Origin of the sequence: Pigmentiphaga sp. YJ18 (genome assembly GCF_038066655.1) — a bacterium.
Taxonomy (GTDB): domain Bacteria; phylum Pseudomonadota; class Gammaproteobacteria; order Burkholderiales; family Burkholderiaceae_B; genus Pigmentiphaga.
Genome location: NZ_JBBUKU010000001.1, coordinates 1753246 through 1777652 on the forward strand (window position 1 = coordinate 1753246; position 24407 = coordinate 1777652).

General features: G+C 66.7%; 24 protein-coding genes. 13 read left to right on the forward strand and 11 right to left on the reverse strand.

The genetic code is table 11. The features are described from left to right. Window positions 1-47 precede the first annotated feature (47 nt). From WKR98_RS08590 to WKR98_RS08610, 5 genes are all read right to left on the reverse strand, one after another. A complete protein-coding gene (locus WKR98_RS08590; protein WP_341432638.1) occupies window positions 48-1124 on the reverse strand; it encodes a porin in 1077 nt (358 codons plus the stop codon). A gap of 176 nt (window positions 1125-1300) precedes the next feature. Next, on the reverse strand, window positions 1301-1804 hold the full coding sequence (locus WKR98_RS08595; protein ID WP_341432639.1) for a RidA family protein: 504 nt from the start codon (window positions 1802-1804) through the stop codon (window positions 1301-1303). A gap of 30 nt (window positions 1805-1834) precedes the next feature. After that, window positions 1835-2227 carry a c-type cytochrome gene (locus tag WKR98_RS08600; protein ID WP_341432640.1) on the reverse strand — a complete coding sequence of 131 codons (393 nt, stop codon included), beginning with the start codon at window positions 2225-2227 and terminating at the stop codon, window positions 1835-1837. Between the two features lie 23 nt (window positions 2228-2250). Then, complete coding sequence (locus tag WKR98_RS08605; RefSeq protein WP_341432641.1) at window positions 2251-3855, reverse strand: flavin monoamine oxidase family protein; 1605 nt, start codon at window positions 3853-3855, stop codon at window positions 2251-2253. A 334-nt stretch (window positions 3856-4189) separates the two neighbouring features. Then, window positions 4190-5071, reverse strand: a complete 882-nt coding sequence (locus WKR98_RS08610; RefSeq protein ID WP_124687706.1) for an ABC transporter substrate-binding protein — start codon at window positions 5069-5071, stop codon at window positions 4190-4192. Between the two features lie 200 nt (window positions 5072-5271). On the opposite strand from WKR98_RS08610, the gene WKR98_RS08615 reads away from it, so the two are divergent. The 4 genes from WKR98_RS08615 (at window position 5272) to WKR98_RS08630 (ending at window position 8970) form a co-directional block, all read left to right on the forward strand. Continuing rightward, a complete protein-coding gene (locus WKR98_RS08615) occupies window positions 5272-6042 on the forward strand; it encodes a FadR/GntR family transcriptional regulator (protein ID WP_161567682.1) in 771 nt (256 codons plus the stop codon). 142 nt (window positions 6043-6184) lie between these two features. Beyond that, complete coding sequence (locus WKR98_RS08620) at window positions 6185-7024, forward strand: ABC transporter ATP-binding protein (RefSeq protein WP_202865584.1); 840 nt, start codon at window positions 6185-6187, stop codon at window positions 7022-7024. 14 nt (window positions 7025-7038) lie between these two features. Next, on the forward strand, window positions 7039-7869 hold the full coding sequence (locus tag WKR98_RS08625) for an ABC transporter permease (protein ID WP_341432642.1): 831 nt from the start codon (window positions 7039-7041) through the stop codon (window positions 7867-7869). A 24-nt stretch (window positions 7870-7893) separates the two neighbouring features. Further along, window positions 7894-8970: an ABC transporter substrate-binding protein gene (locus tag WKR98_RS08630; protein ID WP_341432643.1), complete on the forward strand. Its 1077-nt coding sequence runs from the start codon at window positions 7894-7896 to the stop codon at window positions 8968-8970. A 12-nt stretch (window positions 8971-8982) separates the two neighbouring features. Here the strand turns inward: WKR98_RS08630 and WKR98_RS08635 are convergent, their stop codons facing one another. Further along, on the reverse strand, window positions 8983-9747 hold the full coding sequence (locus WKR98_RS08635) for a sulfite exporter TauE/SafE family protein (RefSeq protein ID WP_341432644.1): 765 nt from the start codon (window positions 9745-9747) through the stop codon (window positions 8983-8985). A gap of 96 nt (window positions 9748-9843) precedes the next feature. Between WKR98_RS08635 and WKR98_RS08640 the strand changes: the two genes are divergently transcribed. Next, entirely contained in the window at window positions 9844-10749 is a 906-nt protein-coding gene (locus tag WKR98_RS08640) for a LysR family transcriptional regulator (protein ID WP_124687710.1), read from the forward strand. Window positions 10750-10770: 21 nt separating this feature from the next. On the opposite strand, the gene lysA is transcribed toward WKR98_RS08640, so the two are convergent. Beyond that, the gene (gene lysA, locus WKR98_RS08645; protein ID WP_341432645.1) at window positions 10771-12063 is read right to left on the reverse strand and encodes a diaminopimelate decarboxylase; all 1293 of its coding nucleotides are present in this window, start codon (window positions 12061-12063) and stop codon (window positions 10771-10773) included. Then, on the reverse strand, window positions 12060-12326 hold the full coding sequence (gene lptM, locus WKR98_RS08650; protein ID WP_341432646.1) for an LPS translocon maturation chaperone LptM: 267 nt from the start codon (window positions 12324-12326) through the stop codon (window positions 12060-12062). Before lptM ends, lysA begins: the two co-directional genes overlap by 4 nt. Before the next feature lie 64 nt (window positions 12327-12390). On the opposite strand from lptM, the gene cyaY reads away from it, so the two are divergent. Next, window positions 12391-12732 (forward strand): iron donor protein CyaY, encoded by a 342-nt coding sequence (gene cyaY / locus WKR98_RS08655; RefSeq protein WP_124692203.1) that lies wholly within the window; start codon window positions 12391-12393, stop codon window positions 12730-12732. Between the two features lie 74 nt (window positions 12733-12806). Here the strand turns inward: cyaY and WKR98_RS08660 are convergent, their stop codons facing one another. After that, window positions 12807-15170: a penicillin-binding protein 1A gene (locus tag WKR98_RS08660; protein ID WP_341432647.1), complete on the reverse strand. Its 2364-nt coding sequence runs from the start codon at window positions 15168-15170 to the stop codon at window positions 12807-12809. Window positions 15171-15457: 287 nt separating this feature from the next. Here WKR98_RS08660 and WKR98_RS08665 point away from each other — a divergent pair, with 287 nt between their 5' ends. From WKR98_RS08665 to WKR98_RS08685, 5 genes are all read left to right on the forward strand, one after another. Beyond that, window positions 15458-15994: a shikimate kinase gene (locus WKR98_RS08665; protein ID WP_124692204.1), complete on the forward strand. Its 537-nt coding sequence runs from the start codon at window positions 15458-15460 to the stop codon at window positions 15992-15994. Further along, window positions 15991-17100 carry a 3-dehydroquinate synthase gene (aroB, locus tag WKR98_RS08670; protein ID WP_341432648.1) on the forward strand — a complete coding sequence of 370 codons (1110 nt, stop codon included), beginning with the start codon at window positions 15991-15993 and terminating at the stop codon, window positions 17098-17100. Before WKR98_RS08665 ends, aroB begins: the two co-directional genes overlap by 4 nt. 30 nt (window positions 17101-17130) lie before the next feature. Further along, window positions 17131-18267 carry a deoxyguanosinetriphosphate triphosphohydrolase gene (locus WKR98_RS08675; protein ID WP_341432649.1) on the forward strand — a complete coding sequence of 379 codons (1137 nt, stop codon included), beginning with the start codon at window positions 17131-17133 and terminating at the stop codon, window positions 18265-18267. Between the two features lie 1215 nt (window positions 18268-19482). Beyond that, window positions 19483-19740 (forward strand): type II toxin-antitoxin system RelE family toxin, encoded by a 258-nt coding sequence (locus WKR98_RS08680; RefSeq protein ID WP_087836810.1) that lies wholly within the window; start codon window positions 19483-19485, stop codon window positions 19738-19740. A 35-nt stretch (window positions 19741-19775) separates the two neighbouring features. Further along, the gene (locus WKR98_RS08685) at window positions 19776-20117 is read left to right on the forward strand and encodes a helix-turn-helix domain-containing protein (protein ID WP_341432650.1); all 342 of its coding nucleotides are present in this window, start codon (window positions 19776-19778) and stop codon (window positions 20115-20117) included. Between the two features lie 107 nt (window positions 20118-20224). Here the strand turns inward: WKR98_RS08685 and WKR98_RS08690 are convergent, their stop codons facing one another. Further along, entirely contained in the window at window positions 20225-21628 is a 1404-nt protein-coding gene (locus WKR98_RS08690; RefSeq protein WP_341432651.1) for an alkaline phosphatase PhoX, read from the reverse strand. Window positions 21629-21766: 138 nt separating this feature from the next. Here WKR98_RS08690 and WKR98_RS08695 point away from each other — a divergent pair, with 138 nt between their 5' ends. Together WKR98_RS08695 and WKR98_RS08700 are read left to right on the forward strand one after the other, a co-directional pair. Next, the gene (locus WKR98_RS08695) at window positions 21767-22381 is read left to right on the forward strand and encodes an LOG family protein (RefSeq protein ID WP_124687718.1); all 615 of its coding nucleotides are present in this window, start codon (window positions 21767-21769) and stop codon (window positions 22379-22381) included. Window positions 22382-22473: 92 nt separating this feature from the next. Next, on the forward strand, window positions 22474-22884 hold the full coding sequence (locus WKR98_RS08700; protein WP_341432652.1) for a DUF3830 family protein: 411 nt from the start codon (window positions 22474-22476) through the stop codon (window positions 22882-22884). Window positions 22885-22891: 7 nt separating this feature from the next. On the opposite strand, the gene ilvA is transcribed toward WKR98_RS08700, so the two are convergent. After that, a complete protein-coding gene (gene ilvA, locus WKR98_RS08705; RefSeq protein WP_341432653.1) occupies window positions 22892-24403 on the reverse strand; it encodes a threonine ammonia-lyase, biosynthetic in 1512 nt (503 codons plus the stop codon). Window positions 24404-24407 lie beyond the last annotated feature (4 nt).

The following is a 24407-nucleotide window of genomic DNA, read 5'->3' on the forward strand; positions in this document are numbered from 1 at the left end:
GGTGTGCTCGATCTTCGCGAGTTTACTGGACCCCGTCACGATGTCTATCAGAAACGGTGGCGCAGGCCGATCGCGACACCGGTCTGACTGTTCCCGCCGGGGATGTCGACGCGTGCCGCATCCTTGACCTTGTTGTAGTCGACGGTGGCGTACAGCGTCGTGCGCCGCGACAGGTAGTAGTCGGCCAGCAGCACCAGCGCATAGCGCGTGCCCTCGCCGGCGTCCCCCTGGACCGCGCGCACGTTCTTGCTGCGGTCGTAGTAGAACGCGCTGGTCAGCTTGAGCGATGGCATGACGTCGTAGGTAAGGCCCGTGAACCAGGCGTTGTCGCGGCGCGGAGCCGTGGCGCTGGGCGTGGCGCCGCCGTTCAGGAACGCGTCGACGAAGCCCGTGTGGTCCTTGCTGTTGAAGTGGCCCAGGAACAGCGTGGCGGGCCCGAGCTTGTAGCGCAGGTTCAGGTTGTAGACGGTCTGCTTGTTGCCCAGGGCGTCATGCGTCAGGACGAAGCCGCCGCCGGTGCTGAACGGACCTTTCGTATAGGACACCGTGCCGCTCCAGGCCTCGTTCTTGCGGTGGTTGTCGGGCTGTTCGCCCATGCCGTAGAACGCAGCGACCCGGAAATCGCCGAAGGTGTTCGTGTACTTGATCGAGTTGTCCTTGCCGCGCCGGCCGGCCACGCTGAACACCGTGCCCATCCAGGAGTTCTGGCTGTAGTTGCCCAGGGTCATGGGGTCGTAGGGGCCGACCATGAAGTCGAACAGCGGGTTGTTCTGCAGGCCGAAGGTCAGCGTGCCCGCGGTGCGGCTGCTCAGGCCCATGAACGACTGCCGGTTGAAGATCCTGCCGGCGGTCGACTGGGTGCCGTCGTCCAGGTTCATGCCGCCTTCCAGGTTGAAGAGGGCGGACAGGCCGTTGCCCAGGTCCTCCACGCCGCGGAATCCCCAGCGGCTGTTCGAGACGGCGCCGTTCTCCATGGACAGCTTGCTGCGCCCGGTGGCGCGGTCGGCATGGGTGAGATACCGGATGCTGACGTCGGCGACGCCGTAGATGGTCACGCTGGACTGCGCGTGGACCTGCGTGGACAGAAGTGCCGCGGCCCCCGCGACGAGTATCCTCTGGTACATGGTCTGCTCCTCGTTTTATGTCGTTGTTCCGGATTCGCGCTTTTTCGGGCGCGAGCTCCCCCCTCGGCGGCGATGCGCCGATGTCCGGACTGCGTGGTGTATCCGTATCGCCGGACGCGTCCCGCGTCAGCGGGCGTCGTGGCCTACGAGGCGCGTCCGGTGTGCGTGGCGTGGATTCAGGGGGCCTTGGCGGCGATGACCTCGATCTCGACCAGCCAGCCGTCATTGGCCAGGCGCGCCACCTCCATCACCGAACGGGCGGGCAGGTTGGGCTGGGTCTTGCCGAAGAACTTGCCGTAGCCGGCCATGAAGCCGCGGAAATCCATCTTGTTGTTCTTCTGCGGATCGGCCACCAGGAACACCTGCATCTTGACGACGTCCTTCATGCCCAGGCCCAGGGGCTTCAAGGCGGCCTCGATGCGTTCGAGCACGCTGATGGTCTGGGTCTCGGTGTCGCCGAACGCTTCGCGCGATTCGCGCGGCGCGTTGGGATTGACGGCGGCGGGGACCTGGCCGCTCAGGTAGTAGGTGGTGGCCGATGGCGGGATCTGGACCGCCGAGGACATCGGCGCGTTCGGGTTGGACGAGGCATGGCGCACGATGTCCTGGGCCTGGGCGCCTTGTGCAAGCAGGAGGGCGGAGGGAAGAATCATGAGCGCGGCGCGAGCGGTGAAAGACATGGGGTTTCCTTGTTGTCGTCGGGGGTGGGATCAGTTGTTGGGGCGGGCCTGCGACTGGCTGTACTGCACGGCATTGCCACCCTTGCGCACGGCGGCGACCTGGGCGGACTGCACCGGGCCGGCCTTGCCGTTCCAGTCGTCGCGCAGATAGGTGGCCACGGCGGCGATCTGCTCGTCGTTCATCGATCCGGCGAAGGCGGGCATGCCGCCCCGGCCCTTCAGGATGGTCGCCAGCAGTTCGGTCCGGTCGCCGGCGACGAAGGCGCTGCCGGCCAGCGCGGGGAAGGCACCGGGGATGCCTTGCCCCTTGGCCTGATGGCAGGCCAGGCAGTTCTTCTGATAAAGCGACGCGCCCGATTCCTGGGCCTGCGCGGCGTAGGGAATGGCCAGCGCGAACAGCGCGATGAGCGGCTTGAGCATCATGTGTCGGTTTCCTTGGTATGGGGTCAGGCGGCGTTGCGCGCGTGCATGCGTTCGATCTGCTGCCACGAGGATTCGATCGCGCCGGCCATCCAGCCGCCCAGGTAGCTCATGTGCTCGCCCGCCAGCAGGGTCCGGCCTTCACCCTCGAGCAGGCGCGGGAAGGCGGTCTTGCGCGATTCGCCCGACCAGGTGGAGAAGCCGCCCAGGCTGTACTGCACGCGATGCCACGCGACCGAGAACGACTTGGCGAAATGCTTGCGATAGTCGCCGGGGAAGATCTTCTCGCCCGCGGCCAGCGCGAGTTCGGTCCGTTCCTTGTGCGACAGCGCGCTGACCTCGGCGGCCGTGGCGCCGAAGTTGTAGTAGCCCAGCATCGTTCCCTTCGGCCCCTGCCACTGCGTGGAGGGCAGCGAGATGATGCCGATGTTCTTGATGTCGTTGCCGATGTGGCCGCCGTAGATCTGGTGGTCGAGTTCCCAGAAGCGGCGATTGAATTGCAGGCCCATCTTGCCAGTGGGCATGTAGGCATTGCCCTGCATGGCCTGCTTGAACTCGGTGGAGAAGTCGGTATCCATCTGCTTGAGCACGGACATGGGAATGGTGCACAGGCAGAAGTCCGCCTCCAGGGTGCGCAGGGCGCCGGTCTTGAGGTCCTTGCACTGGACCGTGACCTTGTCCTTGCCGTTGCGGATCTGCGTGACCTCGGTGCCGTAGCGGATGAGATGGCCCACCTTGCGCTCGAAGGCCTTGGCGATCTGGTCCATGCCGCCCACCGCCTGCAGCATGGTGGACTGGCTCATGATGTCGTTGACGGAGCGGTAGATGCGGCCCAGCTTGGACTTCAGCAGGTCGCCGAAGCCCAGCGGATCTGATTCCACGCCGGGTTGGTTGCCGGCTCCGGGGTAGATCTTGTAGCCGCGGCCGTTGGTGCCGCGATAAGTCAGGTCGTCGCGGTTGAGATAGCCTTCGTTGACCAGGTACTCCAGCAGCAGGGTCTTGTCCTCGGCGCTCAGCGTCTGGTCCATCTGGCCGTTGCGGATGGACTTGGCCAGCAGTTCGTCCACGTTGCCCCGCATGTCCGCCTTGACCTCGAAGCGGCGCAGCCGCTTGCCCGACAGCGGGCCGGCGTTCTCGTAATAGATGTAGGCGGCGTCGTTGTCGTTGTTGTAGAGCTCCAGCGGCACGCCCAGCTCGGCGGCGTAATGCAGCGTGGAGCGATGGCAGAAGGGGATGCGCCACGGACCGTGGTTGATGTATTGCCCTTCGTCGAAATCGCAGACCTGGGTCTCGCCGCCCAGTTCGCTCAGCGTGAAGCCGCGGCGTGCCGTCTGGCAGCGCCCGCCGGCGTAGCTGCGCGCCTCGATCACCTCGCACTGGTAGCCCGCCTTGCCCAATTCCAGGGCGGCGGTCATGCCGGCCAGGCCCGCTCCCAGGATGACCACTTTCTTGCCGCGGCCGCCGCCTTGCAGCACCGGCGGGGCGCCGGCGGTCGAGGCGATGCCCGCGCCCCACGCGTTCATGGTCGCCAGCAGCAAGCCGCTGCCGCCCGCGGCCAGGGCCTTCACCAGGAATTCGCGGCGGGTCGTGCCCAGGCCGGACTGGCCCAGGTTGTCGAAGAATGCGCTCATGGATGTCTCCTCCGGAAATGACGTATGAATCGAAGCGATGGCGGCCCGGGTCGGGGGCGCGCGGTTCGTGGCTGCAACCGGTCCTGCCGGCACGCGCGAGCGGACTCCCCGCGATCGGGGCGGTCGGGTTGCGGATGCAGCGGGTCTTGCTGGAACTGAGGTCTGGATACGCCCCGGGGGGTAGGGGGCGGAGCGGATCGCGTGTGACGATCCGCCTTTACTTTTAATATGACAATAAAAGTATATGCGTGTTTTTGAGGTTAGTAAAATTTTTTAGTTGTTTTTTTACTTTCGCTCGCAAACGCAGGCGGGGCGCCAGGCGGCGCCCGCGTGTTCAGGCGTGCAACACCGAGTCGCCGTAGCCCATGCGCTGCTCGGGCTTGTCGTCGAAGATCTGCCAGTCGTTCACCCATTGCTGGGTCTCTTCGAAGATCTGCTGTGTGTAGGGCAGGAAGACGAGGCGTTCGCCCGGGCCGTACAGGCGGGTATCCATCCGGTCGCGGTACTTCTCGGGCATTTCGCGCTTGTAGTAGTGCGTGTAGCGTTCGAAGCGCAGGTCGATGTCCTGCTGCGCGCGCTGGAGCGCGCGGAAGTACTTGGCGATGTCCTCGGTGGCGGCATCGCCGGGCACGACCGAGGCGATCATGAACGTGCAGTCGATGACCTTGCGAAAGCCGAGCTGTTCGGCGAAGTACATCGGCGCATTGAACATCGTGGCGGCGGGAACCTGGCGATCGACCAGGAGATCCAGGCGGTGCATCAGCATGCCGCCGAAATGCAGCTTGATCTGATCGCGCGGCAGGACCGCCTCCAGCGCCTGCAGCGTCGCGTAGTGGCTGCCCGACTGATAGCCCACGGTGATGGGCACGCCCGCCAGGTCCTCCGGCTGGCGGATGGGCGAATCCTCGGGAACGTAGATGCCGGCGGAGGCGACCGAGTAGGCGTCCGCCCACAGCTTGCCGTGTCCCGCGGCGGCGGCCATGTTGACCGTCCAGTGGCAGGCGCTGGATACGTCGCAGGTGCGGCCTTCCTCGATGGTCTGGTAGGCGCCGCGGATCTGGTCGCGCGGCAACTCCACCGCCGATTTCACCGACAGGTTCTTCGAGCCGCCCTTGGCGACGAACTCGTAGTCCAGGCCTTCGTCGGCGAAATAGCCTTTTTCCTCGGCAACCCACTCCTGCAACCGCATGTGCGGCCCGATCAAAAACTTGCCCATGGTGTGTCTCCTTTGATGGCGGGAATGATGCAACGGCTGCCGAAGTGCCAGCAGCTCGATCAATAAAATATCATAATAACGATTGATGAAAAGAGAGATTTGTTAGAGATTGGCTAAATTATCATTGGAGAACATCAAGAATTCGCTTCATAAAAATAATATCTTTAAGGTGGGGCGAACTTATGGCTATGATCTCTTTCATGAAAATTCCAACTTCGGGCGCCGGCCAGGATCCGGCCGCCGAACCCCGGCGCGCGGCTGGCGTCGCCCATGCGGCCACGCCGCCCGAGACGCTGTCCTGGCGCATCGTGTCGCACATCCGCGAGGCCTTGTTCGCGGATGAACTCAAGAGCGGCGATTTCCTGGGCACCGAGGCTTCGCTGGCCGAACGCTATGGAGTCAGCCGCATGGCGGCGCGCGATGCGCTCAAGTCGCTGGCGGCCCTGGGCGTGGTGGCGATCCGCCCCGGCAAGCATGGCGGGGCGTGGATCGCCAACGGCAAGCTCGACCGCTTCGCCGATGCGCTGGCGATCCAGCTCAAGCTGATCAGCATTTCCCGGGAAGAGATGCTGGAGACCCAGGCGGCGGTCGAGATCCATGCCGCGGGCCTGGCCGCGGCCCGGGCCACGCGCGACGACCTGGCGCGCATGCAGGCCATCCTGGATGGCATGCCCGATCGCATCGACGACCCCGCAGCCTTCGCGGCGAGCGCGATGGATTTCCACGCCGCGATCGTCGAGGCCGCGCACAACCGTGGGCTCTCGGCCCACTTTCGCGCGCTGCGCCACGTCCTGCAGCCGGCCTACTCGATGTCGAACAAGAAAGAGATCGCCGAACGGGTGATCGCCGACAACGTCCGCCTGTACGCCCTGATCGCCAACGGCGATGCCGAGGGCGCGCGCAAGGCGATGACCCGGCGGCTGGCGCGGGTAGGCGCCGCCGCGGCATGGCGCGCGCCGACGCGCGGCTGAAACCTTGCGTCCGTTGAACGTTCATCCCGTAAGGGAGGCGCTGTCGCGCGCCGCTCCCGTGGAAATCCCTAGGCCGATGAGAACAATATAACTATATTATATTCATAAGAATAGGCAGGGCGTGATCCACGAAGGAGACGGTATGAACGCGGTAGCGGCGCAGGTCCAGCGACACGCGGCCACAAGCCGGTCGAAACTGGCGATCGATCACATGACCTATCGTTACTGGGTCGAGCGCAACCAGACGGAATTCCTGGCCTTCGACGATGTGTCGCTGGACGTGCGCGAAGGGGAGTTCGTCTGCATCGTCGGCCCCAGCGGCTGCGGCAAGACCACCTTGCTGAACATCGTGGCGGGCCTGCTGCGCTACCAGGAAGGGACCATGCGCATCAACGGCGAACTGGTCAACGGTCCCGGCGTGGGGCGCTCGATGGTGTTCCAGTCCGCCAGCCTGCTGCCATGGCGCACCGTGCGGGGAAATGTCCGTTACGGCATGGAAATGCAGCGCCGCTTCGACCGCGCCACGATGGATGCCCGCACCGAACAGTTCATCAGGATGGTGGGCCTGTCGGGCTTCGAGGAACGCTATCCGTCCGAACTGTCCGGCGGCATGCAGCAGCGCGTGAACCTGGCGCGCGCGCTGGCTACCGATCCCGACGTGCTGTTGATGGACGAGCCCTTCGCCGCGCTGGATGCGCAGACGCGGGAGTTCATGCAGTCCGAGCTGTTGAACATCTGGGCGCGTTCGCGCAAGACGGTGCTGTTCATCACGCACCAGATCGACGAAGCCGTGTATCTGGCCGACCGCGTGGTCGTGATGGGAACGCGGCCGGGCCGGATCAAGCGGGAGTTCCGCGTGGACTTCCCCCGTCCGCGCGAACTCTCGCTCAAGCGCGGGGCCGATTTCCTGCGGATGTCGGACGACATCTGGAAGCTGATCGAGGAAGAGGCCGACCGCATCAACGTGATCCGCGCGGAATGACACCAGGAGACAACATGGCAAGCATCGCCCCATCGCTGCCGGTCAGCCGTCCGGCGGCGCGCAAGGTCGGTTTCTACAAGCGGCACGAAGCCGCGATCCTCGGCCTGTCCACCCTGGCGGCGCTGATCGCCATCTGGGAGTTCTGCTGGCAGATGGGCTGGATCTCGCCTTTGTTCTTCAGCGGGCCGTCGGCCATCGCGCGCAAGTTCGTCGAGCTGTGCGCCGACGGGCAACTGGCCGCCAACGCGCTGTACAGCGGCAAGAACTACCTGATCGGCTTGGCGCTGGCCTTCTTAGTGGGCGTGCCGCTGGGCATCCTGCTGGGCTGGTACCGGCGCGCGCTGATGATGTTCGATCCGCTGATCAACGCGTTGTATGCGACGCCGCGCATCGCGCTGTATCCGCTGATCATCATCTGGTTCGGCATAGGCAGCGGCTCGAAGATTTTCGTGGTGTTCCTGTCGGCCATGCTGCCCATCATGGTCAACACGCTGGCGGGCGTGCGCAACATCGACCCCGATCTGTTGCGCGCCGCGCGCGCCTTCTGCGCGACGGATCGCCAGATCTTCACCACCGTGGCGCTGCCCTATTCGGTGCCGTTCATCCTGACCGGCGTGCGGCAGGGCGTGGCGCATGGGCTGATCGGCGTCATCATCGCCGAGCTGTCCGCGGGCAACGAAGGCATAGGCTTCATGATCGCCTACGCCGGACAGATGTTCGCCACCGACACGCTCATGGTGGGCGTGCTCGTCACCGCCTTCGCCGGCATGGTCATCACCTGGGGCGCCGAACGCATCCAGCGCCGGTTCCAGCGTTGGCGGCCCGAGCACGTGGGCGGACGCTAGGCTTGCAAGCAAAGGAGCGAGACGATGAGTGAACGGAACGACATCCCCTCGTTGCCCGGCCGGCGCCGTTTCATGGCCGGCGCCGGCGGCGCGGCCATGCTCGGCTGGTCGGCGCTGGGCGCGGCGGCCGACAAGCCCGCGAAAATGACGCTGGCTTACCCCACCCGCAGCGGCGCCACCTGGCCGATGTGGATCGCCAAGCGCGCCGGGCTCTACGAGAAATACGGCATCGATGCCAACCTGGTGTTCGGCGTGCATCCGGCCGGCGTCGCCATGCTGGTCAGCGGCGAGGCGCAGGGCATCAATTCCGGGCTGGACCAGGTCATCCCCGCGCTGGTGCGCGATCCCAGCATGGTCATGACGCACAGCATGCTCAACAAGGGGAACTTCGCGCTGGTCGCGCGCGGCGGGATCGGCAGCGTCAAGGATCTGAAGGGCAAGCGCATCAGCGTCGGCCGCCTGGGCGATCCGCCGTACTTCTATACCGTCGAACTGCTGCGCAAGTACGGCCTCGCGCCCGGCGACGTGCAATGGGTGTCGACCGGCACCGATGCCGCATCGCGCGCGAGCATGCTGCTGGGCGGACAGGTGGACGCCGGGCTGCTGACGGCGCCGTCGTACTTCAAGCTGGAAACCCAGGGCCTGAAGGTGCTGACCGAACTGCCGGACCACGAGGACATCTACGTCAGCACCGCCTTCCTCCATAAGCGCAGCTACCTGGCCGAACAGCGGGGCCGCGCCGAGGGACTGATCCGCGCCCATGCCGAGGCGATCAAGCGCTTCTACGACGACAAGGCCTTCGCCGTGGCGACCTTCAAGGCGTTCGACCAACCCGAGAGCGAAGCGGACATCAGCCGGGTCTACGACATCTACGTCAAGCGCAACGTGCTGGACCGCGTGCCGCTGATTTCCAAGGCGGCCATCCAGGCGACGGTCGACCGGCTGGCGGAGCAGACGCCGGCGGTGCGCAAGCTGGACCTGGGCAAGGTCGTGGACAACAGCCTGGTGCTCAAGCTGGCCAGGGACGGATGGTTCGAGCAGTTGTTCGGCTCGGCCGTGCGCGAGGAGCAGGAGCGCAAGATCGCCGGCGCGCTGGGCTGATCTCGCCGGTGATCACGACGCGAAGTAGCGCAGCACCAGGACCGCTCCCGAGGCCAGCACGACCAGCGCCACCAGACGCAGGAAGGCCTCGCGGCTGAGCGCCAGCGTGATGCGCCGCCCCGCCCAGGTGCCCAGCAGCATGGCGGGCGCCAGCAGCAGCGCGCTGGCCAGCAGGCCGGTGTCGGCATAGACGCCGGCCACCAGAAAGAACACGGCGCGGGTGAAGGTGGCGAGGCCGATCAGAGTGCTTTGCGTGACGCGGATGTCGTTCTTGTCGCGCAGGCGGCCGGCCAGGTAGATGGCATAGATGAAACCGCCGCTGCCGAACAGCGCGGAGAACACGCCGCCCACCGTGCCGAAGGCATAGGCCGACCGCGGCGGCAGCGCCCGGTGCGGCCGAAAGCCGCTCAGGGAATACAGCGCATAGGCGATGGCGAAGATGCCCAGCAGCAGGAGCAGGGCGTCCGGCCGGCTGCGCAGCAGGACGACGGCGCCCAGCAGGCTGCCCAGTACCATCGCCGGTACCAGCCGCCGCAGCTCGCCCACCGATGCGTGGCGGACGTCGCGCGCCACGCTGGTGGTGGCCGCGGCGAAGTCCAGCAGGGCCAGGAGCGGTACGATGGTGGCGACCGGCACGAAGTTGGCCAGCAGCGGGCCGGCGACCAGCGCGGTGCCGAAACCCGCCATGCCGAAGATGACGTAGGCCGCGGCCACGCCTGCGAACATCAGCGCGAACTGGGACGGGGTAACGGGAAGCAGGGACAGGAGGGCATCCACGGCGTGGCTCGATCGGGTCGACGGCAGCAGTCTGGGCCCTGGGCGCTCGGCGGTCCAATTCTAAAATCAGGCCTCATCCATCTCATCGCGCGATAAATGTTCTCGGTCAGGCAGCTTGGATACTACGTGGCGATCGTCGAGGCCGGCAGCTTCAGCGAGGCGGCCGAGCGGCTGCACGTCGCGCAGTCGGCGCTGAGCCGGCAGATCAAGCTGCTGGAGGAAGAGGTGGGCGTGGCGCTGCTGGCGCGCACCACGCGGCAGGTGGAAATGACGGCGGCGGGAAGGGCCTTCCACGAGGACGCGGTGCGCATGCTGGGGGAGCTGGGCGAGATGGCCAGTCGGGCCCGCCAGGCCGAGCGCGGCGTGCAGGGCAGCGTGGCGCTGCTGCATTCGAGCTCCGTGCCGCTGGGGCGGGCGCTGCTGGCGCCGCTGCGGCGCCATCTGTCGCGCCAACCCGGCGTCAGCCTGTCCATTTCGACCGCGTCGTCCGAGCAGCAGGCGCAGGACATCCAGGACGGCCGCGCCGACCTGGGGCTGGCCCGCGCGCCGGTGCTGCGGCAGTTGCCCGACGTCCTGACGGAAGTCCTGTACGACGAGGCGCTGGTGCTGGCCGTGCCGGCCGGGCACCCGCTGGCGGAGCGCGAGGCGGTGCCGCTGCACGCCTTGCGCGGCGAACGCTTCGTGTCGCTGCCGCATCCCCATCGGGGCGGATTGAGCTATCGGGTGGTGGAATTGTGCCGGCAGGCCGGGTTCTTTCCCGAGGCAGCCCAGGCGGTGTCCCGCAAGGCGACCCTGCTGCGGCTGGTGGAACTGGGGTTCGGCGTCGCGCTGGTGCCGGCCGACATGGCGGCCGAGACGCGGGCCGAGGTGCGCCTGGTCGCGCTGGCCGAATGCGATGCCCGTACCCAGGTACTGCTGCACGTCCACCGCTCGCCCACGGCGCAGGCTCGCCAGCTTGCCGATGCGCTGCGTGCGGCCTGCGCGGGACCGCGCGGGGAATGACCCCGCGCGGACGAGGTCCGGTCAGCCCAGGGTCGATTCCAGCGACAGCAACTGCGCGACGGTCTCGCGCGCGCGCACGACGTGGTAGTGGTCGCCGTCCACCATGACTTCGGCGGCGCGGGGACGGGTGTTGTAGTTGCTGGCCATGACCATGCCATAGGCGCCCGCCGATTCCACGGCCAGGTAATCGCCTTCGCGCACGGCCAGGTCGCGGTCCTTGGCCAGCCAGTCGCCGCTTTCGCACACCGGCCCGACCACGTCGTAGCGGCCGGCCGTTTCGCCGGCACGCGGCGTCACCGCCAGCACGCCGTGATAGGCCTCGTACAGCGTCGGGCGGATCAGGTCGTTCATGGCCGCGTCGACGATCAGGAAGTTCTTTGCTTCCGTGGGCTTGAGGTATTCCACCCGCGTCACCAGCAGGCCGGCGTTGCCGACCAGCGAGCGGCCGGGTTCCAGCACGATCTGGCGCGAGCCGTAGCCGCGCGCGTCGATGCGTTCGAACACGCGGGACAGCAGGTCGGCCGGGGCGAGAGCGGTTTCGTCGGCATAGCGGATGCCCAGGCCGCCGCCCAGGTCCAGGTGCTCGACCTGGATGCCGTCGGCGGCCAGCTTGTCCAGCAGGTCGAGCAGCTTGTCCAGCGCGTCCAGGAAGGGCGCGGTCTCGGTGATTTGCGAGCCGATGTGGCAATCGACGCCCACGATCTCGATGCCGGGCAGCGCGGCCGCGGTCCGGTAAGCGGCGGGGGCGTCGTCGATGGCGATGCCGAACTTGTTTTCCTTGAGGCCGGTCGAGATGTAGGGGTGGGTCTTGGGATCGACGTCGGGGTTCACGCGCAGCGAGACCCGTGCGCGCTTGCCCATTGCATGCGCGACCTGGGACAGGCGATGCAGTTCGGGCACGGATTCGACGTTGAAACACTTGACGCCGGCTTCCAGCGCCAGGCGCATTTCGGCGGCCTGCTTGCCTACGCCCGAGAAGACGACCTTGGCCGGATCGCCGCCCACCGCCAGCACGCGCTGCAGCTCGCCCGCGGACACGATGTCGAAACCGGCCCCCATGCGCGCGAACTCGCGCAGCACCGCCAGGTTGGAGTTGGCCTTCATGCCGTAGCAGACCAGCACGTCGCGCGCGCCGATGCCGAGCCGGTAGGCATCGTAGGCGGCATGCAGCGCGGCGCGCGAATAGACGTAAAGCGGCGTGCCGAGCGTGTCGGCCAGATGGGCCACGGAGACGCCTTCGGCATGGAGCACGCCGTCGCGATAGGCGAAGTGGGGGCTGCCGACCGGGGTGGGCAGGGAAGCGGGGGTGGTCATTGTGTCAGGGGGGTATGCGAGATGGATTCGTTGCGCCGGGAAATATCGTCGACGTCGCCCGTGGTCTTGGATGCCGGCGCGGGGGCCGGGGCCGGTTGCGCGGCCGGTGCGGGCGCCGTGGGCGGCGGCGTGGCGGGCAGGTAGAGCGGGCCCTTGATGCCGCAGGCGGCCAGCAGCGCGAGCGGCAGGGCCGCCAGCAGGGGGGCCAGGCGGCGCGAGGCCGGCCGGGCGCCGCTGGCTACAATGCCGGTATCAGCAACCAACGAAGGGTCTGGGCATGCGGCGCGCGCGGGACGCGTGGGTTTCATGTCGGACATAGTCGAAATTATGAACGAAAGCGAGTTTCTTGCCTTGGCCGACGCCATCCTGGATTCCATCGAGCGTCAGGCCGACGTGTGGTTCGAGCAGCGCGACATCGACATCGAGGCGACGCGCAGCGGCAATGTGCTGACGCTGACCTTCGCGGATCGCAGCCAGGCGGTGGTCAATAGCCAGGCGCCGATGCAGGAAATGTGGGTGGCGGCGCGCAGCGGCGGGTTCCATTATCGCCTGAAGGACGGAAAGTGGCTGGATACGCGGTCAGGAGAGGAATTGGCGCGGGCGTTGTCGCGGATTTGTTCCGAGCAGTCGGGGGAGGAAGTCGTGGTCGAGGAACTGCCGGTTCGGTGACTTCCGAACACGGCCAGCTCCGGGGCGTCTCGTGGCGCCGGCCGCCCGCGGCGTGCGGGCGGGTATAGAGGCGGTCAGGGTAGGTATTCCTGGCGGGTGTTGCCCCCACCGCTGTTGCTGCCCGAGTTGCCGCCATTGCCGTTGATCAGGTTGCCCAGGCTGTCGATCAGCCGCGACATGGGATCGGTGGAGGGGGGCGGCAGGCCGACGGAGGCGACGGCCTGGCCAGGCGGGAATTCGGCGAAGTAGTAGTCGCCGTTCTGCACGATGATGCCGGACGGCATGGGCTGTTCGCGCTGGGGGATTTCCTTCAGCGCGCGCTGCATGTATTTCAGCCAGATGGGCATGGCGGCGCCGCCGCCGGTTTCGCGCACGCCCAGCGAGCGTGGCTGGTCGTAGCCCAGCCAGGCCACGCCGACCAGGCCGGGGGTGTAGCCGGCGAACCAGGCGTCCACCGAGTTGTTGGTGGTGCCGGTCTTGCCCGCCACGTCCTGGCGCTTGAGCGACAGGGCGGCGCGGGCGGTGCCGGTGCGGACGACGTCGCGCAGCATGGAGTCGGCGATGTAGGCGGTGCGGGCGTCGATGGCGCGCAGCGATTCGTCGCCGGCCTTGGTCGGGCGGGCCTGCATCAGGACGCGGCCGGTGCTGTCGGTGACCTTGTCGATCAGGTAGGGGGTGACGCGATAGCCGCCGTTGGCGAACACGGAATAGGCGCCGGCCATTTGCAGCGGCGTGACCGAACCCGCGCCCAGCGCCATGGTCAGGTAGGCGGGGTGGCGCGCGGCGTCGAAGCCGAATCGGGTGATGTAGTCCTGGGCGTACTGCGGGCCGATGCTTTGCAGCACGCGGATCGACACCATGTTCTTGGACTTGGCCAGCCCCTGGCGCATGGTCATGGGCGGTTCGTTCTTGCCGTCGTAGTTCTTGGGTTCCCAGCGCTGCGAGCCGGTGGCCGAGGCTTCGAGCACGAAGGGGTCGTCGGAGATGATGGTGGCGGGGGTCAGGCCCCGTTCCAGCGAGGCCGCGTAGATGAAGGGCTTGAAGCTGGAGCCGGGCTGGCGCCAGGCCTGGGTGACGCGGTTGAACTTGCCGCTGTGGAAATCGAAGCCGCCGACCATGGCGCGGATGGCGCCGTTCTGCGGGTCGGTGGAGACGAAGGCCGCCTGGACCTGGGGCGTCTGCAGGATTTCCCAGTCGTTTCCGGTTTTCAGGATGCGGACGATGGCGCCGCGGCGGATGCGCACCGAGGGCTGGGCCTTGGCCGACAGCGCCGGCTGGACGAACTTGAGCCCCTTGCCGGTGATGTCGATGATCTCGCCCGAGCTGCGGGCCACGCGGACCTTGCTGGCATCGGCGGCCAGGACCACGGCGGACAGCAGGGTGTCGCTGTCGGGGTAGTCGTTCAGGGCGTCGTCGACGGCTTCGTTCAGCTTCTCGGGGTTGTTGTCGATGCCGCCGGGCAGGTCGACGAAGGCCTCGGGGCCCCGGTAGCCGTGGCGGCGCTCGTAATCCAGCACGCCGTCGCGCAGGGAATCGTAGGCGGCGTCCTGCATGTCGCGGTTCACGGTCGTGTAGACGTTCAGGCCGCGGGTGTAGGTCTCTTCCTTATAGATGTCGTAGACCAGCTGGCGCGCCAGCTCGGCCACGTATTCGGCGCGCACGCCGAATTCCCCGCCCAGTTGGCGGACCTGCTGCTTTTCGTCCAGGGCGGCGCGGTATTCGGGTTCGGTCAGGTAGCCCAGGCCGAGCATGCGCTGCAGCACGTATTGCTGGCGCAGCTTGGCGCGGGTCGGGTTGACCACGGGGTTGTAGCGCGACGGGGCCTTGGGGATGCCGGCCAGCATCGCCGCCTCGGCGGCGGTGATTTCCGACAGCGGCTTGCCGTAGTAGATGCGGGCCGCCGAGGCGAAGCCGTAGGCGCGCTGGCCCAGGTAGATCTGGTTGATGTAGAGCTCCAGGATCTGGTCCTTGGTCAGGTTGGCCTCGATCTTGAAGGTCAGCAGGATCTCGTAGAGCTTGCGGGTCCAGGTCTTTTCCGACGACAGGTAGAAGTTCCGCGCCACCTGCATGGTGATCGTGCTGGCCCCCTGGCTCTTGGACAGGTTCACCATGTTGGTCAGGGCCGCGCGCATGACGCCGGACCAGTCTATGCCGCCATGTTGGTAGAAACGGTCGTCTTCTGCCGACAAGATCGCCGATTTCAGCACGTCGGGCACATCGCGGATGCGCACCACGTTGCGTCTTTCCTCGCCGAATTCGCCGATCAGGGCGTTATCCGCGGTGTAGATGCGCAGCGGCATCTTGGGGTGGTAGTCGGTCAGGGCATCGAGGTCGGGCAGGTTCGGGTAGGCGAGGGCCAGCGCCAGCCCCACCAGGAGGGCGCCACAAACGGCCAGCCCGGCCAGAACGCCGGCGACCTTCAGGAGAATACGGGACATGAGGAAGCAGCTTCTCGTGCGAGGACGAGACCCATTATAGGAACATCGAAACGGATCGGCTTATAGACCGTCCGGCGGCCGGGGCGTTCCTGTAACAGTTGGTGTGCCGGACGCCCCGGGTCGATTTTCCGCTTCCGGCCCTCTTGCGGGATAATGCATCTTATATCGATATCTTTCTGTGGCTTCGGCCTCACGAGCTAGTGGATCAGGTCTCTTACGATTCATGCGCGGCCGCCGCCACGGGGCCGGCAGGCACGGTATTCGTGCCGCCCGTATTCCTCGTCGGCATGATGGGGGCGGGCAAAACCACGATCGGCCGCGGCCTGGCCCGGGCGCTGTCGCGCCAGTTCCTGGACGTGGACCTGGTGCTGGAAGAGCGCTGCGGGGTCCGCGTTCCCACCATTTTCGAGCTGGAAGGCGAGACCGGCTTCCGGCGCCGTGAAACCCACGCGCTGGACGAGTGCAGCCGGATTTCCGGAGTGGTTCTGGCCACCGGTGGCGGCGCCGTGCTGGCCGAGGACAACCGCCGCATGCTCCAGCAGCGCGGCACGGTCGTCTACCTGCGGGCCAGGGCCGAGGAGCTCTACCAGCGCACCCGCTACGACCGCAACCGGCCGCTGCTGCAGACGGCCGACCCGCTGGGCCGCATCACCGAGCTGCTGCGCCAGCGCGAACCGCTGTACGAGGAAATCGCCGATCTCGTCGTCGACACCGGCAAGGTGTCGGTGTCGCGGCTGGTCGGCCGCATCGTGCCCATGCTCGCAACCTGCAACAAGCAGGTCCGGCCGCCCGCCGACGACCTGCCCCCGCTGGAGTGTCTATGAAAGAAGTCCGTGTCGAGACGCCGGGCGGAAGCTATCCCATACGGATCGCTCCCGGCCGCCTCGATCGCCTGGCCGAGGCCGTGCCGGCCGACGCCACCACCCTGGTCGTGGTCACCAACCCCACCGTGGCGGCGCTGTACGCCGAGCGCGCCGAGCAGGCCCTGGCGGCCACCGGCCGGCCCATCCTGCGCATCGAACTGCCCGATGGCGAGCAATACAAGGATTGGCAGACCCTGAACCTGATCTTCGACGCCATGCTGGCCCGGCACTGCGACCGCAAGGCCGTGATCGTCGCGCTGGGCGGCGGCGTGATCGGCGACGTCGCCGGCTTCGCCGCCGCGGTCTACATGCGCGGCATCCGCTTCATCCAGGTCCCCACCACGCTGCTGTCGCAGGTCGATTCGTCGGTGGGCGGCAAGACCGCCGTCAACCATCCCATCGGCAAGAACATGATCGGCGCGTTCTACCAGCCGATCGCCGTGGAAATCGACACCGACGTGCTGTCCACGCTGCCGGCGCGCGAAGTGTCCGCCGGGCTGGCCGAGGTCATCAAGTACGGCGCCATCCTGGATGCCGACTTCTTCGCCTGGTGCGAGACCCACGCCCAGGACCTGCGCGCGCTCGAGCCGGGCGCGCTGGCCGTCGCCATCGCCCGCTCGTGCGAACTCAAGGCCTACGTCGTCTCGCAGGACGAACGGGAAACCGGCCTGCGCGCCATCCTGAACTTCGGCCACACCTTCGCCCACGCCATCGAGGCCGGGCTGGGCTTCGGCGCCTGGCTGCACGGCGAGGCCGTCGGCTGCGGCATGGTGCAGGCGGCCGAACTGTCCGCGCGCGCCACCGGGCTGCCGCAGTCCGACGCCGAACGCATCCGCGGCCTGGTGCTGGCCATCGGCTGCCCCGTCTTTGCGCCCGACCTGGGAGCCGACCGCTGGTTCGACCTGATGCAGGGCGACAAGAAGACCGAAGCCGGCCAGATCCGCTTCATCCTTTTGCCCAGGCTGGGGGAAGCGGTACGGACCCCGGCCGAGGCCGGACTGGTCCGACAGGTCCTGGACCGGACCGTCGCCAAAACAGCGGGTGAGCAACCAGCCACGCTCGCCTGACCCCACCCACTCCGGAGGAGCCCCGACGTCATGCCCCAAGTCCTCGCTCCCTACGCCGCCGACCCGGCCGCCACCCGCGGCCGGCGCCACCCCGAAGCCCCGCCCCAGGGGCGTTCCGAATTCCAGCGCGACCGCGATCGCATCATCCATTCCAACGCCTTCCGGCGGCTGGAGTACAAGACCCAGGTCTTCGTGAACCACGAGGGCGACCTGTTCCGGACCCGCCTCACGCACAGCCTGGAGGTGGCGCAGATCGCGCGCTCCATCGCGCGCAACCTGGGCTTGAACGAAGACCTGGTCGAAGCCATTTCCCTGGCCCATGACCTGGGCCACACCCCCTTCGGCCATGCCGGGCAGGACGTGCTGCACGCCTGCATGCAGGAGTTCGCGCCCGAGGCCGGAGGCTTCGAGCACAACCTGCAAAGCCTGCGCGTGGTGGACGAACTGGAGGAGCGCTACGGCGACTTCAACGGCCTGAACCTGTGCTTCGAGACCCGCGAGGGCATCCTCAAGCACTGCTCGCTGACCCGGGCCGCCCGGCTGGGAGACGTGGGCGAGCGCTTCCTGAACCGCACCCAGCCTTCGCTGGAAGCGCAACTGACCAACCTGTCGGACGAGATCGCCTACAACAACCACGACATCGACGACGGCCTGCGCTCCGGCCTGGTCTCGCTCGAACAGATGCGGCAGGTCGGCATCTTCAACCGCCATCATGCCGAGGTCGTGCAGCGCTATCCGGGCCTGCCCGAGCGGCGCGCCATTACCGAGACCGTGCGGCGCATGATCAATACCCTGATCATCGACCTGACCGACACCACCGCCGCGCGCATCGCCCAACACCAGCCCGCCACCATCGACGACGTGCGCCGCGCGCCGCCCCTGGCCGGCTTCAGCCCCGCAGTGAAGGCCGAGGCCGACGAACTCAAGGTGTTCCTGCGCGACAACCTGTATCGCCATTACCGCGTGCTGCGCATGACCACCAAGGCCAAGCGCGTGCTGCGCGACCTGTTCATCGCCTTCCTGGAAGACCCGCGCCTGCTGCCGCCGCAGTACCAGGCACGGGCCAATGTGGATCAGCCGCGGGCCATTGCCGACTACATCGCGGGGATGACCGACCGGTACGCGATCAAGGAGCATCGGCGGTTGTTTCTGGTAAGCGACGAGTAGGGGGCTGGAAGGGGCGTTGCTGGCGTCGATGTGGTTGGAATCCGCTTGGCCGTGTGAAGTGGGGCGTCGTTCTTGTTTTTCGGCGGGTGATCGGCTCTTTAAAAAGTTGGTGGATTTTTGCTGGGTGGTTTTTTCTTTTGAAAACAAGCGGTTATGTTTGGAGTGTTCCCCGCGGGCGCGGGGATGAACCGTGGACGACCAATGGTTAGGGCCGGAACCTATGGTGTTCCCCGCGGGCGCGGGGATGAACCGTGGCAGCGCCGGGTGGGAGCCCCCGCAGCCGTGTGTTCCCCGCGGGCGCGGGGATGAACCTATGACACTCTCAATTGGCGGTCAATTCGTCATGTGTTCCCCGCGGGCGCGGGGATGAACCGTCCGAGCTTAGTTCTAATGGGAACGGCTCCATGTGTTCCCCGCGGGAGCGGGGATGAGCCGATCGGGGAGCGCGCCGCCTACCCGCGACCGACGTGTTCCCCGCGGGAGCGGGGATGAACCGTCGCTCCAGTTGTGCCCGGGTCCAGTAGCCATGTGTTCCCCGCGGGAGCGGGGATGAACCGGATTGGGTGGCCCGCAACCTGGGCGTGCAGCTGTGTTCCCCGCGGGAGCGGGGATGAACCGCAGGACCATCCGTCGAACACCCCACAGATAGGGTGTTCCCCGCGGGAGCGGGGATGAACCGGCGCTGACCCTGACAGCGCGCGACGCGGCGGCGTGTTCCCCGCGGGAGCGGGGATGAACCGGGAAAGAACGGATCGCAGACCAGGTGGGTGCCGTGTTCCCCGCGGGAGCGGGGATGAACCGTGCTCGGTCGCCTGCGATCTCGGCGTCTGTCCGTGTTCCCCGCGGGAGCGGGGATGAACCGGCCATCATCGCGCGCCCGCGCAACACGGCCCGGTGTTCCCCGCGGGAGCGGGGATGAACCGGAACTCGCCGCCATCAAAGACCCGGTGAAGTAGTGTTCCCCGCGGGAGCGGGGATGAACCGGTCGATGCGGCGCTGGCTGAACGCAACACCAGGTGTTCCCCGCGGGAGCGGGGATGATCCGACCTATCAGACCGGGGCCGAGCAACTGGCCAAGTGTTCCCCGCAGGAGCAGGGACGAATCATGTTTCGCGCTCACGCATGAGCCCGGCGCGCTACCTGCTGCGCGATCCCCCGAGTCGTGGATTTTATATAGGTTTTCCTATAAAATAACCTATATTCGATAAGGCACAGATGTACACCATCAACTGGATGAAGAAGGCTCGCAAGCAGCTGGCAACGGTCGGTACGCAGAAGGCCCGCGAAGCGATTGTTGATGCCGTGTCCACGTTGGTGGACTTGCCCAACGCCCAGAATGTGAAAGCCCTCACGAAGCACCAGTACGGTTACCGCCTGCGCGTCGGTAAGTATCGAGTGCTATTCGACGCGGATCATGAAATCCGAATCGTCGAAGTGCAAGAGGTGAAGAAGCGCGACGACCAGACGTACTGACACCCCATCCGGGCAATAGCCCGGCGGAGAACGCGATGAGCAGGAACCACACCATCATCAACACTAGCGACGGCCGGCCGGCCTTCGTTGTGCTTCCCTACGACGAATACATTGCGCTGACTGGCAATAAGCCGCGCATCCCCGCGGGGGAGGCGGTGCCCCATGAGGTGATCAGCCTTCAGGTCAAGAACGGATGGAGCCTGATCCGGGCGTGGCGGGAGTACCTTGGGATCACCCAGGCGGAAATGGCCGCACGTCTTGAGGTGCGGCAACCGACCTACGCGAACATGGAAGGCCCCGATGCCCGGCCGCGCAAGGCGACCCGGGCCCGCATTGCCCAAGCGCTCGGGATTTCGCTCGATCAGCTTGATGGCTAGTGTTCCCCGCGAGAGCGGGATGAACCGTTCGAGCTCAGCCGCCGAATGGGTTCGTTCAAGTGCTCCCCGCCCAAGCGGGGCATGAGCTCATGCCCCTCGCTGCCTGGCTACACCACCAGCTTCGTCGGCAACAACACCTCGAACGTGATCCCTTCCTCCGACTTGCCCGCCGTGCCGCGCTGCGAGCTGAAGTAGAGCCGGGTGCCGTCGGGCGAGACGGCGGGGCCGGTGATCTCGCTGTCGTCGTGGCCGACCAGCCGCATCACGGCCTGCGACGTGCCGTCGTCGCGCAGCACGCCGATCTCCAGGTTGCCCGCGTCCTCGGCCACCAGCATTTCGCCGAAAGAGGTGATGGTGATGTTGTCCGGTTCGTCGATGCTGTGGGTTTCGGCCGGGCCGAGCTTGCCGTCGAAGATGACTTCGAGGGTGCGGTGGGCGGTGTCGTAGGCCCAGATGCGGCTGTTGCGGGACGTGACGAAGAACACGATGCCGTTGAAGAACCAGATGCCTTCGGCCTTCTGGAAGTAATTGCCCGGGGGCAGGATGCCGCCCTTGCGCAGGGTGTCGCGGATGTTCTTCTGGCCCTGGTCGGGGAAGGCCACGGGTTCCCAGGTGATGGACACCGGCGTCTTGCCGAAGCCGATCAGGTCGGCGTAGGCGGCGTCGGCGGAGTCGGCGTCGCGGGGCAGGGCGTCGATGCGCAGCACTTGCAGCTGGCCGGACTCGAACTTGACGGGGCGTTCGGCGCCGGCGGGCCAGTCGGTCGAGTCGCAGACGTAGCGGTAGATCCGCCCGCCGCTGGCATCCTCGGTCAGGTACAGCATGCGGTTGGACGGGTCGACGCAGACCGCTTCATGCGCGTATCTGCCCAGGGCGGGCCAGGCGCGGGGCGGGTTGGCGTCGGACCAGGGGTGGTAGGGGTCGCATTCCCAGACCAGGCCGGCGATCTGCTGGGTGAGTTCGAATTCTTCGCACGACAGCCAGGTGTTCCAGGGCGTGGGGCCGCCGGCGCAGTTGCCCGAGGTGCTTTTGAGGATGGGGTAGGCGTCGATGACCTTGCCGGTCTTGTCGAACTTGAGCGCGCTGACGCCGCCCAGCGGGGCGGTCATTTCGGCGTTGCTGACGTAGATCCAGCCGCCGTCGTCGGTGGCATAGCAGGCGCCGCCGTCGGGCGCGGCATGCCACAGGAAGCTGCCGCCGCTGACCGGCGCCTTGCCGCTGCGCGCGACGATGCGCGAGGAGAAGCCCTTGGGCAGCATCACGCCGTTGGCGTCGGCGGGTTGCAGCTCGGTGAATTTGGCGAAGGGGTTGAACTTCTCGACGGGCGGTTCGGGATCGACGGGGGGCTTGGGGTCGACCGGCGCGGGGTTGGAGGCGTCGTCGCCGTCGCCGCCACAGGCTGCCAGGAAGCCCGTCAGGCTGACCGCGCCGGCGGTGCGGAAGGTCTTGAGCAGGAAGGCTCGGCGCAGGGAGAAGTCCAGGGGGATGACGGGGTAGGTGTGTTCGCTCATTGTTCTCGGAGTGCGGATGGGTGAAGGCTCGAATGTGGAGCGCTGCCATCCTGCGTGCTTCGCGTTACAGGGTGGTGACTCCATCGGGCGGCCCGGCATTGCGTTTACACTTCCACGCTTCGGCACCGGGATTTTTTCATGGACACCACAGCGCTTGCCCTCGGCCGGGTCGCGGTCTTCTGCGGCTCGAATTTCGGTTTCTCGGACGAGTACGCCCAGGCTGCGCGGCAGCTGGGCGCGCAGATCGCGGCCCGCGGCCTGACGCTGGTGTACGGCGGCACTCACAAGGGCCTGATGGGCATCATGGCCGACACGGTGCTGGAGGCCGGCGGCCAGGCGGTGGGTGTCATCAATCGCCGGCTGCACGACCGCGGCCATCTGCATCCGGGGCTGACCTCGCACGAGATCGTGGCGGACATGCGGGCGCGCAAGGCGCGCATGGCGGATCTGGCGGACGCCTTCATCGCGATGCCCGGCGGCCTGGGGACTTACGAGGAGTTATTCGAGGCCGCCACGCTGACGCAGCTCGGGGACCACACCAAGGCGTGCGGGGTACTGAACGTGCGCGGTTTCTACGAACCCATGCGGGCCATGCTGACGCACGCGGTGCAGGAGGGCTTCATGAAGGCCGAGCACCGCGACATGATCGTGATCGAGGCCGACCCGGGCGCGCTGCTCGACGGGCTGGCGGCCTGGAAGGCGCCGACCGTGACGAAATGGATCGGCGATCCCGATCCCGCGCCCGCGGCCTGACGCGGCCGTCCATTTGATTAAACTGAGGCGGCCTGGCCGGTTTTTTTCATCACCCCGGGCCGGTCACCGGCCTTCACCCTTCGCAGACAATCATGACAAGAATCCGCATACGCGCCGCCGAATACGAGTTCATTGCCGAGACCAACCCGGATGCCCCGGAGACGGTGGCTGCTTTCATGAAGCTGCTGCCCTATACGCAGAAGATCATCCACGTGCGCTGGAGCGGCGAGGGCTGCTGGATTCCGCTGGGCGAGTTCAAGCTGGGCGTGGGGTTCGAGAACCACACCAGCCATCCATCGGTGGGGGACATCCTGTTCTATCCGGGCGGCTACAGCGAGACCGAAATCATCCTGGCCTATGGCAGCTGCATGTTCGCCAGCAAGATGGGCCAGCTTGCTGGCAACCATTTCCTGACCGTGGTCGAGGGCAGGGAGAACCTGCGCGCGCTGGGCGTGAAGACGCTGTGGGAAGGCGCGCAGGATATCGTTTTCGAACTGGCGTGAACGGGGCCTAGCGCAGGAACAGCTTGTAGGCCGGGTTTTCCGATTCGTCCCAGTGCCGGTAGCCCAGTTCCGCCAGGAAGGCCGCGAAGGTCCTCTTGTCGGACGGCGGCACTTGCAGCCCCACGACGATCTGTCCGTAGTCGCCGCCCTGGTTGCGGTAGTGGAACAGGCTGATGTTCCAGTTGGGCGACATGGAGTTCAGGAAGCGCATCAGCGCGCCGGGCCGCTCGGGGAACTCGAAGCGGTACAGCAGTTCGTGATTGGCCTGGGGGCCGCTGCCTCCGATCATGTGGCGCAGGTGGGTCTTGGCCAGTTCGTCGTGCGTGAGGTCGATGGCGGTGAAGCCGTTGCGCCGGAAGTTGGCGGCGATCTTGGCCGATTCGCCGGCCGACGCGGTCTGCAGGCCGACGAAGACGTGGGCCTTTTCCGAGTCGGCCATCCGGTAGTTGAACTCGGTCACGTTGCGGTTGCCGACCAGTTCGCAGAAGCGGCGGAAGCTGCCGCGTTCCTCGGGCATGGTCACCGCGAACACGGCTTCGCGCGCCTCGCCCACGTCGGCGCGCTCGGCCACGAAGCGCAGCCGGTCGAAGTTCATGTTGGCGCCGCAGGCGATGGCCACCAGGGTCTTGCCCTTCATGCGGTGCTGGGCGGCGTATTTCTTGAGGCCGGCCAGGGCCAGCGCGCCCGCGGGCTCCAGCACGTTGCGGGTTTCCTCGAACACGTCCTTGATCGCGGCGCAGATGGCGTCGGTGTCGACCACGACGAAGTCGTCCACGTATTTGCGGGTGAGGCGGTAGGTTTCCTCGCCCACGAGCTTGACGGCGGTGCCGTCGGAGAACAGGCCGACGTCGGGCAGGGTGACGCGGCGGCCTTTCCGCACGCTCTGGACCATGGCGTCGGAGTCGACGGTCTGCACGCCGATGATGCGGATCTCGGGGCGCAGCTGCTTGACGTAGGCGGCCACGCCGGAGATCAGGCCGCCGCCGCCGATGGCGACGAAGATGGCGTCGATGGGGCCGGGGTGCTGGCGCAGGATCTCCATGCCTATGGTGCCCTGGCCGGCGATGACGTCGGGATCGTCGAAGGGATGGACGAAGGTGAGTTTTTCCTTCGCTTCCAGCTGCTTGGCGTGGTTGTAGGCGTCGGTGAAGCTTTCCCCGTGCAGGACGACTTCGGCGTTGCGGGCCTTGACCGCGTCGATCTTGAGCTGGGGGGTCGTGACCGGCATGACGATGACGGCCCGGCAGCCCATGCGCTGGGCGGCCAGCGCGACGCCCTGGGCGTGGTTGCCCGCGGAGGCGGCGATGACGCCGCGTTCGAGCGCCTTGGGCGGCAGGTTGGCCATCTTGTTGTAGGCACCCCGCAGCTTGAAGCTGAAGACGGGCTGGGTGTCTTCCCTTTTGAGCAGCACCGTGTTCGCAATTCGCGCCGAAATCTGGGGAGCGGCTTCGAGGGAGGTCTCGATAGCGACGTCGTAGACTTTGGCGGTAAGAATGCGCTTGAGATAGTCGGTGGCCATGATG

Excerpts from the sequence above, each read along its gene's own strand:
- WKR98_RS08595 (WP_341432639.1), bottom strand. The coding sequence starts at position 1,804 with ATGTCTTTCACCGCTCGCGCCGCGCTCATGATTCTTCCCTCCGCCCTC.
- WKR98_RS08695 (WP_124687718.1), top strand. The coding sequence starts at position 21,767 with ATGGACACCACAGCGCTTGCCCTCGGCCGGGTCGCGGTCTTCTGCGGC.
- WKR98_RS08625 (WP_341432642.1), top strand. The coding sequence starts at position 7,039 with ATGGCAAGCATCGCCCCATCGCTGCCGGTCAGCCGTCCGGCGGCGCGC.
- cyaY (WP_124692203.1), top strand. The coding sequence starts at position 12,391 with ATGAACGAAAGCGAGTTTCTTGCCTTGGCCGACGCCATCCTGGATTCC.
- WKR98_RS08685 (WP_341432650.1), top strand. The coding sequence starts at position 19,776 with ATGAGCAGGAACCACACCATCATCAACACTAGCGACGGCCGGCCGGCC.
- WKR98_RS08680 (WP_087836810.1), top strand. The coding sequence starts at position 19,483 with ATGTACACCATCAACTGGATGAAGAAGGCTCGCAAGCAGCTGGCAACG.
- WKR98_RS08605 (WP_341432641.1), bottom strand. The coding sequence starts at position 3,855 with ATGAGCGCATTCTTCGACAACCTGGGCCAGTCCGGCCTGGGCACGACC.
- WKR98_RS08700 (WP_341432652.1), top strand. The coding sequence starts at position 22,474 with ATGACAAGAATCCGCATACGCGCCGCCGAATACGAGTTCATTGCCGAG.
- WKR98_RS08590 (WP_341432638.1), bottom strand. The coding sequence starts at position 1,124 with ATGTACCAGAGGATACTCGTCGCGGGGGCCGCGGCACTTCTGTCCACG.
- WKR98_RS08620 (WP_202865584.1), top strand. The coding sequence starts at position 6,185 with ATGAACGCGGTAGCGGCGCAGGTCCAGCGACACGCGGCCACAAGCCGG.
- WKR98_RS08675 (WP_341432649.1), top strand. The coding sequence starts at position 17,131 with ATGCCCCAAGTCCTCGCTCCCTACGCCGCCGACCCGGCCGCCACCCGC.
- WKR98_RS08660 (WP_341432647.1), bottom strand. The coding sequence starts at position 15,170 with ATGTCCCGTATTCTCCTGAAGGTCGCCGGCGTTCTGGCCGGGCTGGCC.
- WKR98_RS08630 (WP_341432643.1), top strand. The coding sequence starts at position 7,894 with ATGAGTGAACGGAACGACATCCCCTCGTTGCCCGGCCGGCGCCGTTTC.
- WKR98_RS08610 (WP_124687706.1), bottom strand. The coding sequence starts at position 5,071 with ATGGGCAAGTTTTTGATCGGGCCGCACATGCGGTTGCAGGAGTGGGTT.
- lysA (WP_341432645.1), bottom strand. The coding sequence starts at position 12,063 with ATGACCACCCCCGCTTCCCTGCCCACCCCGGTCGGCAGCCCCCACTTC.
- ilvA (WP_341432653.1), bottom strand. The coding sequence starts at position 24,403 with ATGGCCACCGACTATCTCAAGCGCATTCTTACCGCCAAAGTCTACGAC.
- WKR98_RS08665 (WP_124692204.1), top strand. The coding sequence starts at position 15,458 with ATGATGGGGGCGGGCAAAACCACGATCGGCCGCGGCCTGGCCCGGGCG.
- WKR98_RS08600 (WP_341432640.1), bottom strand. The coding sequence starts at position 2,227 with ATGATGCTCAAGCCGCTCATCGCGCTGTTCGCGCTGGCCATTCCCTAC.
- WKR98_RS08690 (WP_341432651.1), bottom strand. The coding sequence starts at position 21,628 with ATGAGCGAACACACCTACCCCGTCATCCCCCTGGACTTCTCCCTGCGC.
- aroB (WP_341432648.1), top strand. The coding sequence starts at position 15,991 with ATGAAAGAAGTCCGTGTCGAGACGCCGGGCGGAAGCTATCCCATACGG.
- WKR98_RS08615 (WP_161567682.1), top strand. The coding sequence starts at position 5,272 with ATGAAAATTCCAACTTCGGGCGCCGGCCAGGATCCGGCCGCCGAACCC.
- WKR98_RS08640 (WP_124687710.1), top strand. The coding sequence starts at position 9,844 with ATGTTCTCGGTCAGGCAGCTTGGATACTACGTGGCGATCGTCGAGGCC.